Here is a 15,803-nt window from a genome sequence, read left to right on the forward strand (position 1 = left end):
CATGAGCATTCCGCTCACCCCTGATGCGTCGCTGCATCCGCTCGTGCTGCCGGCACGAGCGGATGCAGCTGACGCCGCCGAATTCCGCGAGCTCGCCCGCGTTCGCAACGCCGTCTACCGAGAGCTCACCGGACGCACCGAGCAGGATCTGACGCCAGAGGCGCTGCTTCCGATCCTGCGCTCTCGCAAAGAGCGCACGACTGCCGTGTGGGCGGTGCGCGTCGGAGGCGAGATCGTCGGGCGCACAGTCATCGACATTCCTCATGAGGAGGGGTCGCGTGTGGCGATCGCCGCGATCGAGATCCACCCCCGTGTCTGGGGTCAGGGGATCGGAACCGCGATCCTGCCGCACGTCGAGGCCTTCGCCCGTCTCCACGGCCGCGAGGTCATTCAGAACTGGTCGGAGCAGCCGGCCAGCGACGGACCCAGGCTGCAGGCGAAGACGGGCTTCGGCAGCGTTCCGGACGATCACGTCGCACGATTCCTCATCCGCCACGGATTCGCCCTCGAGCAGGTCTATCGGGTGAGCCGCCTCGCGGTCACCCAGGAGACGGTTCAGCGTGCCGAGGAGCTGCGCGAGGACGCGCGAGCGCTCTCACAGGACTATCGCGTGCTCCAGTGGATGCTTCCGACGCCACCGGAGCACGTCGACGGCTACGCATGGCTCAAGTCGCGCATGTCGACCGACGCCCCCTCGGCCGATCTCGAGACCGACGAGGAGGCCTGGGACGCAGAGCGTCTGGTCGCCACGGAGAAGAGAGTCGCGGAGATGGGCCAGATCATGCAGGTCACTGTCGCGCAGCACATCCCGACAGGCGAGCTCACCGCATTCACCGAACTCGGAATCGGTCCGGATCCCACCGCCACCACACACCAGCACGACACCCTGGTGCTCACCGAGCACCGCGGCCATCGTCTGGGGCAACTCGTGAAGTGCGAAGCGTTCCTGTCGTGGACAGGCATCGCTCCCGCGTCACGCGACGTGATCACTTACAACGCCGAGGAGAACCGGCCGATGCTCGCCATCAACGAGGCGATGGGATTCACCGCCGTCGCCTATGAAGGCGCGTGGAAGAAGGAGCTGTCATGACGACCAGCACACTGACGATCACACCTCTGACCGTCCCCCGCGCGCTGGACGCCGAGGATGCCGCGGACTTCCGCGCATACGGAGAGCTCAACAGGCAGATCTGCGAGGAGCTGGTCGGCCTGCCCGACATCGCCCCCGATGCCGCGCAGATGCTCGCATCGTGGCAGGATCCCAGCGATACCCTGCAGACCGGTTTCGTCGCCAGGCTCGGAACCGAGATCGTCGGCATGATCACTCTCTCCTACGCTCAGGAGGCGGACGCGAACGCCGCAGAGGCGGACCTCCTCGTGCCGGAGAAGCACTGGGGACGCGGTGTCGAAGACGCTCTCCTGTCGCTCGCCGAGTCGGAGGCGCGCGCACACGGCCGATCCCTGGTGCAGACCTGGACGCTGCACAGGCCCATGGAGTCAGACCGGATGATCACACCGCGAACGGGGTGGGGTCGCATTCCGGCGATTCCGCTGTCGGACGCTCTCGTCGCCCGCGGATACGAGTTCGAACAGGTCGAACGCAACAGCGAGCTCGATCTGCGCTCCGACCCCGCCCCGCTGCGGGCCGCTCTGGAATCGGCGAAGACCGCCGCCGGCGGCGACTACCGGGTGCTCCAGTGGATGGCACCGACACCGCCCGAGTTCCGTGACGGGTACGCGGCGATCCTCGCTCGCCTGTCTACCGACGCCCCGAGCGGCGACATGGACTTCGTGGCCGAGGAGTGGGATGCGGAACGTGTCGTGCGACGTGAGCGACGGCTCACGGGGGCCGGTCAGGCTCTGTCGATCGTCGCGGTGCAGCATGTGCCCAGCGGAGACATGGTCGCCTACAACGAGCTACTCGTCGGGGCGGACCGCTCAGGAGTGACCCACCAGCTCGGCACTCTGGTGTCTCGCGAGCACCGCGGGCACCGTCTCGGCACGATCGTCAAGTGCGCGAATCTCCTCCGTTGGAGAGAGCTCATGCCGCTCACCCCGACAGTCTCGACGTTCAACGCAGAGGAGAACCGTCCCATGTTGAGCATCAACGAGGCGATCGGTTTCGCGCCTGTCTCCTATGCGGGAGCGTGGCAGAAGCGGATCTGATCGAGATCATCCGAGCGGTGTACACGGCCGGCCACGGATCATCCGCCCGGCCGACGCAGCGGTCTCCGTATGGCCGCGAGGCTGGATGCATGAACACGACGGTCCTCGACGCACGCTCTCTGACCAAGTCCTACGGAACGACCCGCGCACTCGCCGGGGTGGATCTCACCATCCACCGCGGCGAGTCGGTCGCCATCATGGGTGCCTCCGGGTCGGGCAAGACCACTCTCCTCCATGTCCTCGCCGGCATCATCAGTCCGGACTCGGGCACCGTGTCGTTCCAGCCCTCGGTCGGTCAGGCGGTGGAACTCGCCGGACTCGGAGAATCCGCTCGTTCCCGGCTGCGGAGAGAGCGGTTCGGGTTCGTCTTCCAGCAGGGTCTGCTCATTCCGGAGCTCACGGCGGTCGAGAACGTGGCGCTCGCATCGATGATCAACGGCGTGAAGAGAGCGCAGGCCACCGCTCACGCGGCGTCCTGGCTCGCCGCGCTCGGGCTGGCCGGGATGGAGGACCGCCGAATCGGCGAGCTGTCCGGCGGGCAGGCGCAGCGCGTCGCGATCGCACGGGCTCAGGCGACGGGTGCGGAACTCGTGTTCGCCGACGAGCCGACCGGCGCCCTCGACTCGCACACGTCGCAGGACATGATGAATGCGCTGCTGTGGTCGACGACGGGTCAGGGGCGCACGCTGCTCGTCGTGACACACGATGCAGACGTGGCGGCGCGCTGCTCGCGGATCGTCTCCGTGCGCGACGGCCAGATCATCTCGTCGGCGGTGACGGCATGAACGCCCGCGTCCTGGCTGTCCTTCTTCGCGCCGGGACGGGACAGAACGCGGTGCTCGCGCTTCCGGTCATCGCTTTCGGCATCGTCACCGCCCTCGTGCTGACCGTCGTGGGCGGGGCTCAGTCGTTCTGGACCTGGACCGATGAGTACGCGCCGGTGTACCAGGCGTTGGCCGCGATCGCGCTCGTGCTCCTCATCGTCCCGCTGATGAATCTCGGCGGGGCGGCCGCCCGTCTCTCAGCCCGCCGCCGTGACGAGCGTCTCTCGACCCTGCGGCTTCTCGGCGTGACACCTCTGGGCGTCGGCGTCGCTACGGCCATCGAATCCATGATCGTCGCGGCCGCCGGTGCCGTCGCCGGAGTCGTCGTCCATCTCGCCCTCACCCCTCTCGTCGGACTCATCCCGTTCCGTGGCACGACTCTCGGCGTCGAGGCGGTCATGCTCTCGCCCCTCGGCGTTCTCGCCGTCGTGGGAGCCGTCCTTCTCGTGGCGGCAGCGAGTGCTGTGCTGGGGCTCCGGCGCGTGATCATCTCGCCCCTCGGCGTGCGCCTGCGGACGACCGTCTCCACCGCGCACTGGTTCCGCGCGATCATCGCAGTCTCCGTTCTTGCGCTCGTGTTCGTCCTTGTCACGGTCTTCCCGCCCGTCGCAGGACTCGCGGCGACCATCGCCGTCCTCGCCCTGTTGTTCGCCGTCTCCCTGGCGGTGCTCAACGTGATCGGACCATGGGTCCTGAAGGTCGCCGCCGGCCGTCAGCTGCGCAAGGCCGAGCACGCAGATCGGCTGCTCGCCGCCCGCCTGGTGCTGGACTCCCCCAAAGCCGCGTGGCGTCAGGTGAGCGGCATCGCGATGGCGAGCTTCATGGCGGTGTTCGCAGGAACCGGCGTCTCCCTGATGAATGTGATGAACAGCGGCGACACGACGTCCGCGGATGCGGCCCTCGCCACGGACATGCGCACCGGCCTCGTCATCACCCTCGTCGCTTCATTCCTGATGGTCGCGGCGTCCGTGGGGGTCAATCAAGCCGCGGCCGTTCTCGATCAGCAGGAACTCCACCGGAGTCTGCACCGGCTGGGCGTGCCGCTCGCGATCGTCGACAGCGCACGCCGCCGGGCGATCATGTCTCCACTCCTCGTGACCGCGATCGGCTCGGCCACCTGTGCCGGCGTGCTGGTCTTCCCGCTTCTGGGGATCGCCCTGGTCGCGGCACCCGAGTCTCTCCTCACGATCGCGCTCGTACTGGCCGTGGGGATCGGAATCGTCTGGATGAGCACTCGAGCGACGCGGCCGCTGCTCGCCCGGTCGTTCGAGATGGTGTGAGTCTCAGCGACGCCGCTGGCAGCGCGGACAGTAATGACTCGAGCGGTTCATGAAAGCCTCCCGGCGGATCAGAGTGCCGCAGCGCGGGCACGGCTGTCCGCCTCGACCGTACGCGTTGAGCGAGTGGGCGAAGTAGCCTGCCTGACCGTTCACATTGACGTACTGGGAGTCGAAGCTCGTGCCGCCCTCTGCAAGGGCCTTCACGAGCACCACTCTGATCTCGGCGAGGAGGCGCCTGCTCGCTTGCGTCGACAGCGCACTCGCGAGAGTCGCCGGGTGGATGCGCGCCGCCCACAGCGCCTCATCCGCATAGATGTTGCCCACGCCGCTGATCGTCTGCTGATCGAGCAGCACTCGCTTGATCGCACTGCCGCGTGTGCGGAGTGCACGCAGGAAGCGATCGTCGTCGAACAGCGGGTCTATCGGATCACGGGCGATGTGTACGACCTGAGTCGGGATCCACGTCGGTCCGTCCGGCACCAGACCGTCGACCGCCAACGACCCGAAAGTCCTCTGGTCGGCGAAGACGATCGCGAGCTCGCCATGACGAGGATGCTCGATGCTGATCCGGATGCGCTCGTGGCGTTCCGCCTCGGCGTCCGGCGCGCGCAGCAGCATCTGTCCGCTCATTCCGAGGTGCGCGATCAACGCGGAATCAGCGGTGTCCAGCGGCAGCCAGAGGAACTTGCCCCGTCGGTCGGCTGCAGTGACTCTTCGTCCCTCCAGGCGCGCGGCGAAGTCGGACGGCCCGGCCGCATGCCGTGTGAGAGCTCGTTCATCGAACACGCTCACGGCCGTGATGAGCGAGCCGATCACCGCGGGAGCGAGACCCGCCCGGACGACCTCGACCTCGGGAAGCTCAGGCACGCTCGTTGAGCAGTCGCCACGCGCTGAGCGCGGCGGCCATCTCTGCCGTCTTCTTGCTGCTGCCCTTGCCGGTCATCGCCAGATCGCCGACGACCACGGTTGCAAGGAATCGACGATCGTGGTCGGGGCCGCTCGCCTCCACCGAGTACTGGGGCGGAGTCGCACCGACTCGCGCAGCCAGCTCCTGCAGGCTCGTCTTCGGATCCATCGCCGCGCCGTAGCGCTCGGGGTCGGCGAGGAGCGGCGCGGTCAGCCGGAGTACGAGCTCGGTCGCCGCCTCAGGACCCGCTGACAGATACGTCGCGCCGATCACGGCTTCCATCGTGTCGGCGAGGATCGAGTCCTTGTCGCGACCGCCCGTCTGTTCCTCACCGCGTCCCAGCAGCAGATGGCTGCCGAGATCGATCGCTCTCGCGACCTCGGCGAGAGCGACCGTCGAGACGACGCTCGCGCGCCGCTTGGCCAACTCCCCCTCATCCAGCTCCGGATGGGTCGTGAAGAGCATCACCGTCACGGCTTGTCCGAGAACGGAGTCGCCGAGGAACTCGAGACGTTCGTTATGGGGGATGCCGCCGTGCTCGTAGGCATAGGAGCGATGGGTGAGCGCCAACTCCAGAAGCTCCGCGTCGATATCGACGCGGAGCTTCTCTGGGAGCGGTCTCGTCCCCCCAGGGACCTCAGTCACAATCGTGAAGTCGCGACTCAGACGTCGGCGACCTTGCGACCCTTGTACTCGAGGAAGAGCTCGGTGCCCTGCGAGTCGGTGACGACCTTGGCCTGGTGAGGACGGCTGTAGACGACCTGACCGTTCTCGATGGTCTTGACGAGTGCGACGGGCGCCGCCTTCCACTGCGCGCGGCGCGAGCGGGTGTTCGAACGGGATACCTTGCGCTTCGGGGGGTTACCAGCCATGACTAGCTCTCTTCTTTCTCGGCGGCTCGGCTCTGTGCCTCACCGTCTTGGTCTGTGATCTGCTGGAGCGCGCTCCACCGAGGATCGATGGGAGCCACCTGCTCCGTCCCGGTGCTCTCGGTCAGCCTCTCGCCCGTCTCCGGGTCGAGCCCGGGGCAATCCGGCTGACACACCGGCTGAAATGGAAGCGCCAATACGGCCGCATCCCTGACTAGAGTTTCAAGATCCACGTGGTCGTCTTGAACCTCGAAGTCAGTTTCTTCCTCACCAGGATACGCGAAAAGCTCCTGGAACTCGACTTCGACGGGCCGGGTGATGTCGATCAGGCATCTTCCGCATACGCCGGAGTACTCAGCGTCGGCGGTTCCGGAGACCAGGATGCCCTCGTGAACCGACTCGAGACGCACGTCCAGGTCGAGCGCAGAACCGGCTTCATACGCGACGATTCCCTCTCCCCAGCCTTCGCCGAGGGTCACCGAGAACTCGTGCTCGCGCATCTCGCCCGGCTTGCGGACGATGTCACGGACGGGCAGGACGAAGGGACCATTCATTCGGGAACGCACCCGGCAATGGTACCGGCTCCTGCAGGATGGAGGCTGGTTCCGCGCTGTGTGGAGACGGCGCCTCCGGAAATCAGATCCCGCGTGATCCGGTGTCGAGGAAGGAGGCGACTGCCGGAGGCACGAACGGCGACACGTCACCGCCGAGGCCGGCCACCTGGCGGACCAGGGAGCTGGAGACCAGGGCATGCGCGGGGTCGGGCAGGAGGAAGACCGTCTCGATGTCGGCGAGGTGACGGTTGACGATCGCCATCGGGGATTCGTACGCGACGTCGATCTGCGAACGGATCCCCTTCACGAGAACTCCCGCACCGACGTCGCGGGCGTAGTCCACGAGCAGCCCCATGCTCCAGGAGCCCACGACGACGTTGTCGCCGATCCCGTCCTCAGCGATCGACTGCTCGAGCAGCGACATCCGCTGAGCGATCGGGAGCAGCGCCTCTTTGCCGGGGTTGTGCACCACGAGCACGTGGAGTTCGTCGTACAGCTTGGCTGCGCGACGGATCACGTCGAGATGACCCAGGGTCGGCGGATCGAACGATCCAGGGACGACGGCGATCCGGCTGCTCATGCCCCCAGCCTAAAGCACGCGATGCCGCGGTCAGTTCTTCGCGAGTGCCGCCCGGTCGTCGTCGCTCACGCGTCGCTCGATCGCCGAGCGGAGTCCGGGATTCGCCCGCAGATCCGGGTCGTCGGAGAGGATGCTCTCCGCGAGCTCCCGGGCTCGGACGATCATGCCCGAGTCCTTGACGACCCGCAGCAGCTTCAGGGAGGACCGAGCTCCAGCCTGTGCGGCACCGAGCACGTCACCTTCACCGCGGAGCTCGAGATCGACCTCCGCGAGAGCGAATCCGTCGAGGGTCGCTGCCACCGCGTCCACGCGTTCGCGCGCCACTGACCCCTCTTCGGCTTCGGTGACCAACAGGCAGAGCCCTGGAACGCCTCCTCGACCGACACGGCCCCTCAGCTGGTGCAGCTGCGACACCCCGAACCGATCGGCGTCGAGAACGATCATGGTCGAGGCGTTCGGGACGTCGACGCCGACCTCGATCACGGTCGTCGCCACCAGCAGGTCGATCTCGCCGCGCGCGAAGGACTGCATGACGGCGTCCTTCTCGTCGGACGGCATGCGACCGTGCAGCACGGCCCGTCGGACGTTCCCGAGCCGGGGGTGCGTCGCCAGGGCCTCATCGAGCTGCACCACGCCCCAGCGAGGACCTGACGCACCCTCGGGCGGGATCGCGGGCTGCTCCCCCGCTTCCGCCGTCTTCTTGGTCGTGTCGATCGCCGCGCATACCGCGAACACCTGTCGGCCCTGAGAGATCTCCTCGGCAGCGCGCTCCCAGACTCGATTGAACCAGCCGGGATGCTCTGCGAGCGGAGCGACGAAGGACTCGATTCCGGCTCGTCCCTTGGGCATCGTGCGGATCACGGAGGTGTCGAGATCGCCGAACACCGTCATCGCGACCGTGCGCGGGATCGGGGTCGCGGTGAGAACCAGCGCGTGCGGGCTGGACCCCTTCGCGCGGAGCGCCTCTCGTTGCTCGACTCCGAACCGGTGCTGCTCGTCGACGACGACGAGGCCGAGATCAGCGAAGGTCGTCTTCTCGCCGAGCAGCGCGTGCGTGCCCACGACGATCAGCGCCTGTCCGGAGGCGACGCGGAGCGCAGCCTTGCGACGCTCGGCGGCCGGCATCTGACCGGTGAGCAGGGTGGGCATCACGAGCGGCGACATCTGCGGCCCGAGCATCTTCGCGATCGATCGCAGGTGCTGCCCTGCGAGCACCTCGGTCGGGGCGATCAGCGCCGCCTGACCGCCGGACTCGGCCACCTGGAGCATCGCGCGCAGCGCGACGAGGGTCTTCCCGGACCCGACCTCGCCCTGCACGAGACGATTCATCGGCCAGGCGGCGACGAGGTCGCTCGCCACCTGCTCGCCGACCGTCTTCTGGTCGGGCGTGAGGTCGTACGGCAGCGAGGCGTCGAAGCGCTCGAGCAGCCCACCGGGCTTCGACGGACGCGCGGTCGCCGACAGCGATCGCACGGCATCCCGCTGCTGCAGGAGGGCGGTCTGGAGAGTGAGCGCCTCGTGCATCCGCAGGGTGCGGACCGCAGGATCGATGTCGTTGCGGGTCTTCGGGCGGTGAATCTGCTCGAGCGCCTCTCGGGCGGTCAGAAGTTCCTCCCGCGCGCGGACATCGGGGGCGAGAGGCTCCGGCACGTCGCCGAGGCCGTCGAGCGCCCGCGTGATGAACTTCGCGATCTGCCACGTCTGCAGCGTCGACGTCGCGGGATAGATGGGAATCAGCACGGCAGCGCGCGCGTCCGCCCGGCGTCTGGCCGCATCCTCGTCGTCGAACAGCTCGTACTCGGGATGCGCGAACTGCGTCATGCCGTTGAACTCGCCGACCTTGCCCGAGAAGACACCTCGACGTCCGACCGCGAGGTCCTCGGAGCGCCACTTGGCCGCGCCCAGGTTCTTCGCGAAGAACGTCAGAGACATCTTGCCGATGCCGTCGCCGATCACGACGTCGACCATCGCACCACGACGGTTGCGCATCGCCCTGGCGCTGGAGGACAGCACCTCGGCGACGATCGTCACCGTCTCGCCCAGAGGGAGTTCACGGATCGGGGTCAGCTCGCCCGGATCCGCGTACCGTCGGGGATAGTGCGACACGAGATCGCCGACCGTCTTCATGCTGAAGGCTCTGTCGAGAGACTTCGCCGGCGTGGCGCCCAGCGCCTCCTCGAGCGACGAATCCAGCGTGAGCGACATGATCCGAGTCTAGGAGTCCGCACGGACACGACGTGCGCCGCAGCTGTCGTATCGTGAACGGGTGACGAGGATCATCGCCGGAACAGCGCGCGGCGCGCGGCTCGACGTGCCCCGCGCGGGAACGAGACCCACCAGCGACCGCGTGCGGGAGTCGCTCTTCGGAGCGCTGGAGTCGGCGGACGCCATCGTCGGCGCGCGGGTACTCGACCTCTATGCCGGCTCGGGTGCGCTGGGACTGGAGACCCTCAGCCGCGGCGCGACGAGCGCGGATCTCGTCGAGCACGGCCGAGAGGCGGCGTCGGTGGTCCGCCGCAACGCCGCCACCGTCGCGAAGGCCGGAGCGCCGAGCGCGAGGGTGCACCAGAGCACCGTCCGATCGTTCCTGCTGCGCTCCTCCGGCCCGTACGACCTCGTGTTCTCGGATCCCCCGTACGACCTCGACGACGAGGCGATGACGGCGGACCTCGTCACGCTCGCGCCGCTTCTCGCTCCCGACGCCCTCGTGATCATCGAGCGCGCCCGGCGATCGACCCCTCCCGACCTCGCTGCGGCCGGACTGGAGCTGATCCGCGAGAAGGCCTACGGCGACACCGCGCTCTGGTGGGCCGAGCCCACTCCCGCGACGGAGTCGTCTCAGCCCGAGGCCGAGTCCCAGTCGCGATAGGGATCCCAGCCGCTGACGTCCGCGGGTGCGCCGTCGACCAGCAGCTCGTGCTCGCCCCGGGGCATGACAGTGCCGATGACGCGGAAGCCCGCCGGCACGATCCCCGGCGGGAAGCAGGCGAGCAGGGCGTGATCCTCGCCACCGGCGAGAGCTCGCTGGGGGCTGTCGCCGAGGGCTGCGCTGTCGAGTGCGATGGTGACCTCGGAGGCCGCTGCCATCCGTCGCGCGTCGAGCGCGAGCCCGTCTGAGATGTCCATCATCGCGGTCGCGCCCGCGGTGGCAGCGAATGGGCCGAGACCGATCGGCGGCGATGGACGGAGCTGTGCAGCCAGAGCAGCGCTCTCACCCGGGGCGAGCAGGGACGCATCGACGGGGACCGGCGCCTCCCCCTCACGGAACCTTCCGAAGAGCACCGAGAGTCCGTGAGCGGCGTGCCCCAGTTCGCCTGCGACCGCGACCACGTCACCGACCCGTGCGCCCGACCGGGTCACAGGCGGCCGGCCCTCGAGATCGCCGAGCGCGGTGACGGCCACGGTCAGGACGTCCGAGACCGTGAGATCGCCGCCGACCACCGCGCATCCCGGTGCGAGTGCGGCGCAGGCTTCTCGGAAGCCGTCTGCGAGGCGCTCGATGAACGACAGTCGAAGATCGCGGGGAACGGCCAGCGCCACCAGGAGCGCCGTCGGCCGCGCGCCCATGGCCGCCACGTCGGCGAGGTTGACGGCGGCGGCCTTCCAACCGAGGTCGTACCCCGACGACCACGCGAGCCGGAAGTCCGGGCCGTGCACGAGAGTGTCCGTCGTGGCGACCACCGAACCCGAGGGAGCGGCGATCACCGCTGCATCGTCGCCGGGTCCGACGAGCGTGTGAGAGGCCCGCGCCGTCCTCGCCAGGATCGCTCTGAGGATCTCCCCCTCCGACAGTTCGCCGAGGGTCGGATCATCGTCGCGAGGTCGGGAGGACATGCAGTCAAAGGTAGCCTGGATGCATGCCCCGCTCTCGCCGTCTCGCCGTCGTCGCGGGCTCGCTGGTCCTCCTCGCCGCACTGTCCGGCTGCTCGACGACGATCCACCTCGAACCCGCTGAGGACGCCAACGATCCGGCCTGCGCCGAGGTGTCCGTGCTCCTCCCCGACGCCGTCGGCGATCTCGATCGGGTGTGGACCGATGCTCAGGCGACCGGAGCCTGGGGCGACCCGACCGTCGTGCTGCGCTGCGGCGTCGAACCGCCGGCGCCATCGACAGAGGTGTGCACGACCATCGGCAGCGTCGACTGGCTCGTTCTCGATCAGGAGGAAGACCGGCAGCGTCTCGTGACGTACGGTCGCGAGCCCGCCATCGAGGTGATCATCCGCCGTGGCGAGGAGATCGACTTCCGTACGGTCGTCGAGAGCCTCTCCACGAGCATCCAGTCGGGCCTCGCGCCCGCCACGGCACGCTGCACCGACCGGGTGCCCACCGAGGAGAACCCGGACGACGGATCGACCGAAGGCTGACCCGTCGAGGGTCAGCGGCGCAGGCCCGCCTCGATCAACTCGGAGATCAGGTCGCCGTAGCTGAGTCCGGAGGCCACCCAGCACTTCGGGAACATCGAGATCGGAGTGAATCCCGGCATCGTGTTCAGCTCGTTGACCACCAGCTCTCCCGTAGGAGTGAGGAACATGTCGACGCGCGCAAGACCTCGCCCGTCCACCGCCTCGAACGCACGGACTGCCGCATCCTGAATGGCCGCGACCTCGGAATCCTCGAGCTCCGCCGGGCACACGACGTCGACGCCGTCGCCGCCGAGGTACTTTCCCTCGAAGTCGTAGAACCCTCGAGTCGTCAGCACGATCTCGCCAGGAAGCGACGCTCGGACGCCGTCGGCCCCTTCGAGCACGGCGACCTCGATCTCGCGGCCGACCACGCCCGCCTCGATCAGGACCTTGTCGTCTTCTGCGAACGCGATCGCCAGCGCCGCATCGAGCTCGTCGGCGCTCTCGACCTTCGAGACGCCCACGCTGGATCCCGCGCGAGCCGGCTTCACGAAGAGCGGCAGGCCGAGCGCCGCCGCCGAATCGCGGATCGCGACGGCATCCTGTTCCCACTGGCGCGCGCGCACCGTCAGTCCGGCCGCCACCGCGATACCGGCGGCCCGCAGCGCGATCTTCATGAAGTGCTTGTCCATGCACAGTGCGGAGTCGAGCACCCCGCCGCCGGCGTAGGGGACCTCGAGGGTGTCGAAGTACCCCTGGATGGTGCCGTCCTCGCCGTGCGGGCCGTGGAGGATCGGCAGCACGATATCGATCTCGCCGAGGGATTCGGCGGTGCCGTCGGTGCGCACGACGCGCAGGCTGCGGTCTCCGCCGGGTTCCGGCCACAGCACCCGTGTGCCGTTGTCGGCGACCTCGGGCAGGTGAGCGGCATCCAGCGGGAACTTCGCCGGGTCGTCGTCCTCGAGGACGAAGGCGCCGTCGCGGGTGATCCCGACCGGGATCACGGCGTACCGATCGCGATCAATCGCGCCCAGCACTCCGCCCGCCGTTGCGGAACTGATCGAATGCTCGCTGGAGCGCCCTCCGAAGAGCACCACCACCGTCTGCTTGTCCATGGTTGGTCCTCTCACCCTGCGGGGTGTCGTCGTCCGTCGTCAGGTGGGGTGCGATGTCACGGGGGTTCATCTTGCCGTCGAGCACCATCTTCACCTGCTCGACGATGGGCATGTGCACGTCGGACTCGCGGGCGAGTTGCAGCACGGGCGCCACGGACGCGAGGCCCTCAGCGGTCTGCTGCATCTGCTTCACGACGTCCTGGAAGCTGTATCCCTGGCCGAGCAGGCGCCCGGCCGTGTTGTTGCGGCTCAGCGGGGACTGACATGTTGCGATGAGGTCGCCCAGGCCCGCGAGTCCCTGCAGGGTCTCGGGGTGAGCGCCGTTGGCGACGGCGAAATCGGTCATCTCCACGAGCCCGCGGGTGATGATCGACGCCTTGGTGTTCTCGCCGTACCCGACGCCGTCGACGATGCCGATGGCCACCGCGATGAGGTTCTTCAGCACTCCCCCGAACTCCGTGCCGATCACGTCGGTGTTCACGAACGTCCGGAAGTAGCTGTTACGTGCCGCGCGCGCGACCTCCTCGGCGGTCTCCCGACTGCGTGAGGAGATCACGGCGGCCGTGGGCTGCTCGCGAGCGATCTCGAGCGCGAGGTTCGGCCCGGAGGCGACCGCGATGCGGTCGGGATCGCAGCGCAGCTCCTGCTCGATGACCTGGCTCATCCGGAGCCCCGTCGTGCGCTCGACGCCCTTCATCAGGCTGACGATCTTGGCGTCGTTGTCGGCGAGCAGCGGCCGAAGCGCCTTGAGATTCTCCCGCAGCGACTGACTCGGCACCGAGAGGTACACCTGGTCGACATCGCGGAGCGCGATCGCCAGCTCGTGCGTCGCGGACATCGTGCGCGGCAGGTTGATGCCGGGCAGATAGCGGGAGTTGCGCTTGGCCTCGTCGATCTCGTGGGCGAGTTCGGCTCGGCGCGCCCACATCGTGACCTGCGCCCCGCCGTCGGCGAGGATCTTTCCGAACGTGGTGCCCCAGCTTCCGGCACCGATCACCGCGATGCGTGGTCCTGCGGGAGCGTTGCGCTTAGGAGTCAAGGCGACCCGTCTCCTTCTGTCCATGGGCGGACGGGTTCCAGCGCTCGGCCGGAGCCTTCTCGTCACGCAGGTCCTCGAGCAGCGCCGTGATGGCCTGCATCAGTCGTTCGGTGGCTTCGTTCAGCGCAGATGCCTCGCCTGCACGACCACGGAGGTCCGACAGATCGACGGGATCGCCGATGACGACGTCCACGGGCTTGCGCAGCGGCCAGAGGCTGAGCCCCTTCTGGTAGCGCCCCATGATCCGCTGGGTGCCCCAGTGGGCCATCGGGATGAGCGGGATGCCGTCGGTCAGCGCGAGCCGGACAGCCCCGGACTTTCCGCGCATCGGCCACATGTCGGGGTCGCGGGTCAGCGTGCCCTCCGGATAGACGATCACACCGCGACCGTGCTCGACGAGCTCGGCCGACTGCTTGAGCGTCTGCTTCGCCGCGGATGCCGACGAGGCGCGTGCCACGGGGACCATTCCTGTCGCGCGGAGCACGGCTCCGAGCACAGGAACCTTGAAGAGACTCTCCTTCGCCATGAAGCGCGGAGCTCGACCGATGCGCCACACCGCGAGTGCGACCACGAGCGGATCGAACTCGGAGTAGTGGTTCGGGGCGAGAACGTACGCTCCCTCACGCGGGAGCTTCTCGCTTCCCGTGATGCGGAGCTTCGCGACGAGCGAGATCAGCGGCACGGCGATCGCCGCGACCGGCCAGAACGCACTCGGTCGCGTGGTCTCCGTCGAGCGGGAACCCATCGGGGTCACCGGATGACGTCGAAGTCGGCGCCCACGGCATCGAGCTTGGCGAGGAACTTCTCGTATCCGCGGCTGAGGATGTCCACTCCGGACACCCTCGACTCGCCTTCGGCGGTCAGCGCCGCGATGACGTGGCTGTATCCGCCGCGAAGGTCGGGAACGACGATGTCTGCGGCGTGCAGCGGCGTCGGGCCGGTGATGACGGCGGCCTGCTCGAGGTCCCGGCGCGGGACACGACGGGCCCCGTCCTGCAGTCCGCGGGGGTGCACGACGATGTCGGCGCCCATCTTGACGAGCGCCTCGGTGAAGCCCAGACGGTTCTCGTAGACCGTCTCGTGCACGACCGAGCGGCCCTTGGCCTGAGTGAGCGCCACGACGAGAGGCTGCTGCCAGTCGGTCATGAATCCGGGGTGCACGTCGGTCTCGACGATGACCGGCTTGAGCTCGCCGTCGCGACGGAACAGGATCCCGTCCTCCTTGATGTCGAACCATCCGCCGGCCTTGCGGAACACGTTGAGGAACGTGAGCATCTCCTGCTGCTTCGCGCCGCCCACGAAGATCTCGCCGTCGGTGGCGAGTGCGGCGGACGCCCAGGATGCGGCTTCGTTGCGGTCGAAGATCGAGCGGTGGTCATACCCCCGAAGCGTCTCGACACCCTCGATGAGGATGACGCGGTTCGGCTCGTAGGAGATGATCGCGCCCATCTTCTGCAGCACCGCGATCAGATCCATGATCTCGGGCTCGATGGCGGCGTTGCGAAGCTCCGTGGTGCCCTCGGCGCGAACGGCCGTGAGCAGCACCTGCTCGGTCGCTCCGACACTCGGGTACGGGAGGTGGATGTTCGCACCGTGCAGGCGCGCACCACCCGTCGACAGGCGGATGCCGCTCGGCAGCTTCTCGACGATGGCGCCGAACTTGCGGAGCGCGTCCAGATGGAAGTCGATCGGGCGGTCGCCGATGCGGCAGCCGCCCAGGTCGGGGATGAAGGCCTGACCGAGACGGTGCAGCAGCGGGCCGCAGAAGAGGATCGGGATGCGCGAGGCACCCGCGTGAGCGTCGATCTCCTCGAAGTGGGCGGACTCGACGTCGCTGGGGTCGAAGACGAGAGCTCCGGGCTCATCGCCGTCGGAGACCCGCACGCCATGGACCTCGAGAAGCGAGCGGACGACCGCGACGTCGCTGATGGCGGGCACGTCGCGCAGCACGCTGACGGTCTCTCCGAGCAGGGACGCGACCATCGCCTTGGTCGCGAGGTTCTTCGCGCCCTTGACGTCGACGCGGCCGCGCAGCGGGCGCCCTCCGCGAATGGCGAGGACGTCTCCGGTGAGTGGGGGACTCCGTCCGGAAGAGCGTCGCGCACAGGTGTCGTCATTCGGAGCCT

The 15,803-nt window shown here is 68.2% G+C and carries 17 protein-coding genes; 6 read left to right on the forward strand and 11 right to left on the reverse strand.

Going from position 1 to position 15,803, the window contains the following annotated elements; translation table 11 throughout:
• Position 1 precedes the first annotated feature (1 nt).
• From ACZZZQ_RS17790 to ACZZZQ_RS17805, 4 genes are all read left to right on the forward strand, one after another.
• Positions 2-1,090 carry a GNAT family N-acetyltransferase gene (locus ACZZZQ_RS17790; RefSeq protein ID WP_463508046.1) on the forward strand — a complete coding sequence of 363 codons (1,089 nt, stop codon included), beginning with the start codon at positions 2-4 and terminating at the stop codon, positions 1,088-1,090.
• On the forward strand, positions 1,087-2,166 hold the full coding sequence (locus tag ACZZZQ_RS17795; protein WP_463508047.1) for a GNAT family N-acetyltransferase: 1,080 nt from the start codon (positions 1,087-1,089) through the stop codon (positions 2,164-2,166). Before ACZZZQ_RS17790 ends, ACZZZQ_RS17795 begins: the two co-directional genes overlap by 4 nt.
• Positions 2,167-2,255: 89 nt before the next feature.
• Positions 2,256-2,951, forward strand: a complete 696-nt coding sequence (locus ACZZZQ_RS17800) for an ABC transporter ATP-binding protein (RefSeq protein WP_463508048.1) — start codon at positions 2,256-2,258, stop codon at positions 2,949-2,951.
• Positions 2,948-4,270, forward strand: coding sequence for a permease (locus tag ACZZZQ_RS17805; RefSeq protein ID WP_463508049.1), 1,323 nt, complete (start codon positions 2,948-2,950; stop codon positions 4,268-4,270). Before ACZZZQ_RS17800 ends, ACZZZQ_RS17805 begins: the two co-directional genes overlap by 4 nt.
• A gap of 3 nt (positions 4,271-4,273) precedes the next feature.
• Here ACZZZQ_RS17805 and mutM read toward each other — a convergent pair whose 3' ends face one another.
• From mutM to ACZZZQ_RS17835, 6 genes are all read right to left on the reverse strand, one after another.
• Complete coding sequence (gene mutM / locus ACZZZQ_RS17810; RefSeq protein ID WP_056278660.1) at positions 4,274-5,137, reverse strand: bifunctional DNA-formamidopyrimidine glycosylase/DNA-(apurinic or apyrimidinic site) lyase; 864 nt, start codon at positions 5,135-5,137, stop codon at positions 4,274-4,276.
• Positions 5,130-5,822 (reverse strand): ribonuclease III, encoded by a 693-nt coding sequence (gene rnc, locus ACZZZQ_RS17815; protein ID WP_463508050.1) that lies wholly within the window; start codon positions 5,820-5,822, stop codon positions 5,130-5,132. The genes mutM and rnc overlap by 8 nt, the downstream gene beginning before the upstream one ends.
• A gap of 17 nt (positions 5,823-5,839) precedes the next feature.
• Complete coding sequence (rpmF, locus tag ACZZZQ_RS17820; protein ID WP_017830754.1) at positions 5,840-6,049, reverse strand: 50S ribosomal protein L32; 210 nt, start codon at positions 6,047-6,049, stop codon at positions 5,840-5,842.
• 2 nt (positions 6,050-6,051) lie between these two features.
• Positions 6,052-6,600 carry a YceD family protein gene (locus ACZZZQ_RS17825; protein WP_285363172.1) on the reverse strand — a complete coding sequence of 183 codons (549 nt, stop codon included), beginning with the start codon at positions 6,598-6,600 and terminating at the stop codon, positions 6,052-6,054.
• Between the two features lie 82 nt (positions 6,601-6,682).
• The gene (gene coaD / locus ACZZZQ_RS17830) at positions 6,683-7,180 is read right to left on the reverse strand and encodes a pantetheine-phosphate adenylyltransferase (protein WP_053095905.1); all 498 of its coding nucleotides are present in this window, start codon (positions 7,178-7,180) and stop codon (positions 6,683-6,685) included.
• Positions 7,181-7,210: 30 nt separating this feature from the next.
• Positions 7,211-9,385, reverse strand: coding sequence for an ATP-dependent DNA helicase RecG (locus ACZZZQ_RS17835; RefSeq protein WP_463508051.1), 2,175 nt, complete (start codon positions 9,383-9,385; stop codon positions 7,211-7,213).
• A 61-nt stretch (positions 9,386-9,446) separates the two neighbouring features.
• On the opposite strand from ACZZZQ_RS17835, the gene rsmD reads away from it, so the two are divergent.
• Positions 9,447-10,049 (forward strand): 16S rRNA (guanine(966)-N(2))-methyltransferase RsmD, encoded by a 603-nt coding sequence (gene rsmD, locus ACZZZQ_RS17840; protein ID WP_463508052.1) that lies wholly within the window; start codon positions 9,447-9,449, stop codon positions 10,047-10,049.
• Here rsmD and thiL read toward each other — a convergent pair.
• Positions 10,019-11,014, reverse strand: a complete 996-nt coding sequence (gene thiL, locus ACZZZQ_RS17845) for a thiamine-phosphate kinase (RefSeq protein WP_463508053.1) — start codon at positions 11,012-11,014, stop codon at positions 10,019-10,021. The two genes, rsmD and thiL, sit on opposite strands and share 31 nt — an antisense overlap.
• Before the next feature lie 23 nt (positions 11,015-11,037).
• Between thiL and ACZZZQ_RS17850 the strand changes: the two genes are divergently transcribed.
• Positions 11,038-11,544, forward strand: a complete 507-nt coding sequence (locus ACZZZQ_RS17850) for a DUF3515 family protein (protein ID WP_053095897.1) — start codon at positions 11,038-11,040, stop codon at positions 11,542-11,544.
• Between the two features lie 11 nt (positions 11,545-11,555).
• Here ACZZZQ_RS17850 and ACZZZQ_RS17855 read toward each other — a convergent pair whose 3' ends face one another.
• From ACZZZQ_RS17855 to murA, 4 genes are read right to left on the reverse strand one after another with little or no spacing between them, the layout of a single operon-like run.
• Positions 11,556-12,638, reverse strand: coding sequence for a D-alanine--D-alanine ligase family protein (locus ACZZZQ_RS17855; RefSeq protein ID WP_463508054.1), 1,083 nt, complete (start codon positions 12,636-12,638; stop codon positions 11,556-11,558).
• Positions 12,544-13,701: an NAD(P)H-dependent glycerol-3-phosphate dehydrogenase gene (locus ACZZZQ_RS17860; protein WP_463508055.1), complete on the reverse strand. Its 1,158-nt coding sequence runs from the start codon at positions 13,699-13,701 to the stop codon at positions 12,544-12,546. The genes ACZZZQ_RS17855 and ACZZZQ_RS17860 overlap by 95 nt, the downstream gene beginning before the upstream one ends.
• A complete protein-coding gene (locus ACZZZQ_RS17865) occupies positions 13,667-14,422 on the reverse strand; it encodes a lysophospholipid acyltransferase family protein (RefSeq protein ID WP_053095891.1) in 756 nt (251 codons plus the stop codon). The genes ACZZZQ_RS17860 and ACZZZQ_RS17865 overlap by 35 nt, the downstream gene beginning before the upstream one ends.
• A 5-nt stretch (positions 14,423-14,427) precedes the next feature.
• Positions 14,428-15,729 carry a UDP-N-acetylglucosamine 1-carboxyvinyltransferase gene (gene murA, locus ACZZZQ_RS17870; protein WP_463508111.1) on the reverse strand — a complete coding sequence of 434 codons (1,302 nt, stop codon included), beginning with the start codon at positions 15,727-15,729 and terminating at the stop codon, positions 14,428-14,430.
• Positions 15,730-15,803 lie beyond the last annotated feature (74 nt).

The sequence above is a fragment of the Microbacterium sp. AC132 genome (genome assembly GCF_979258525.1).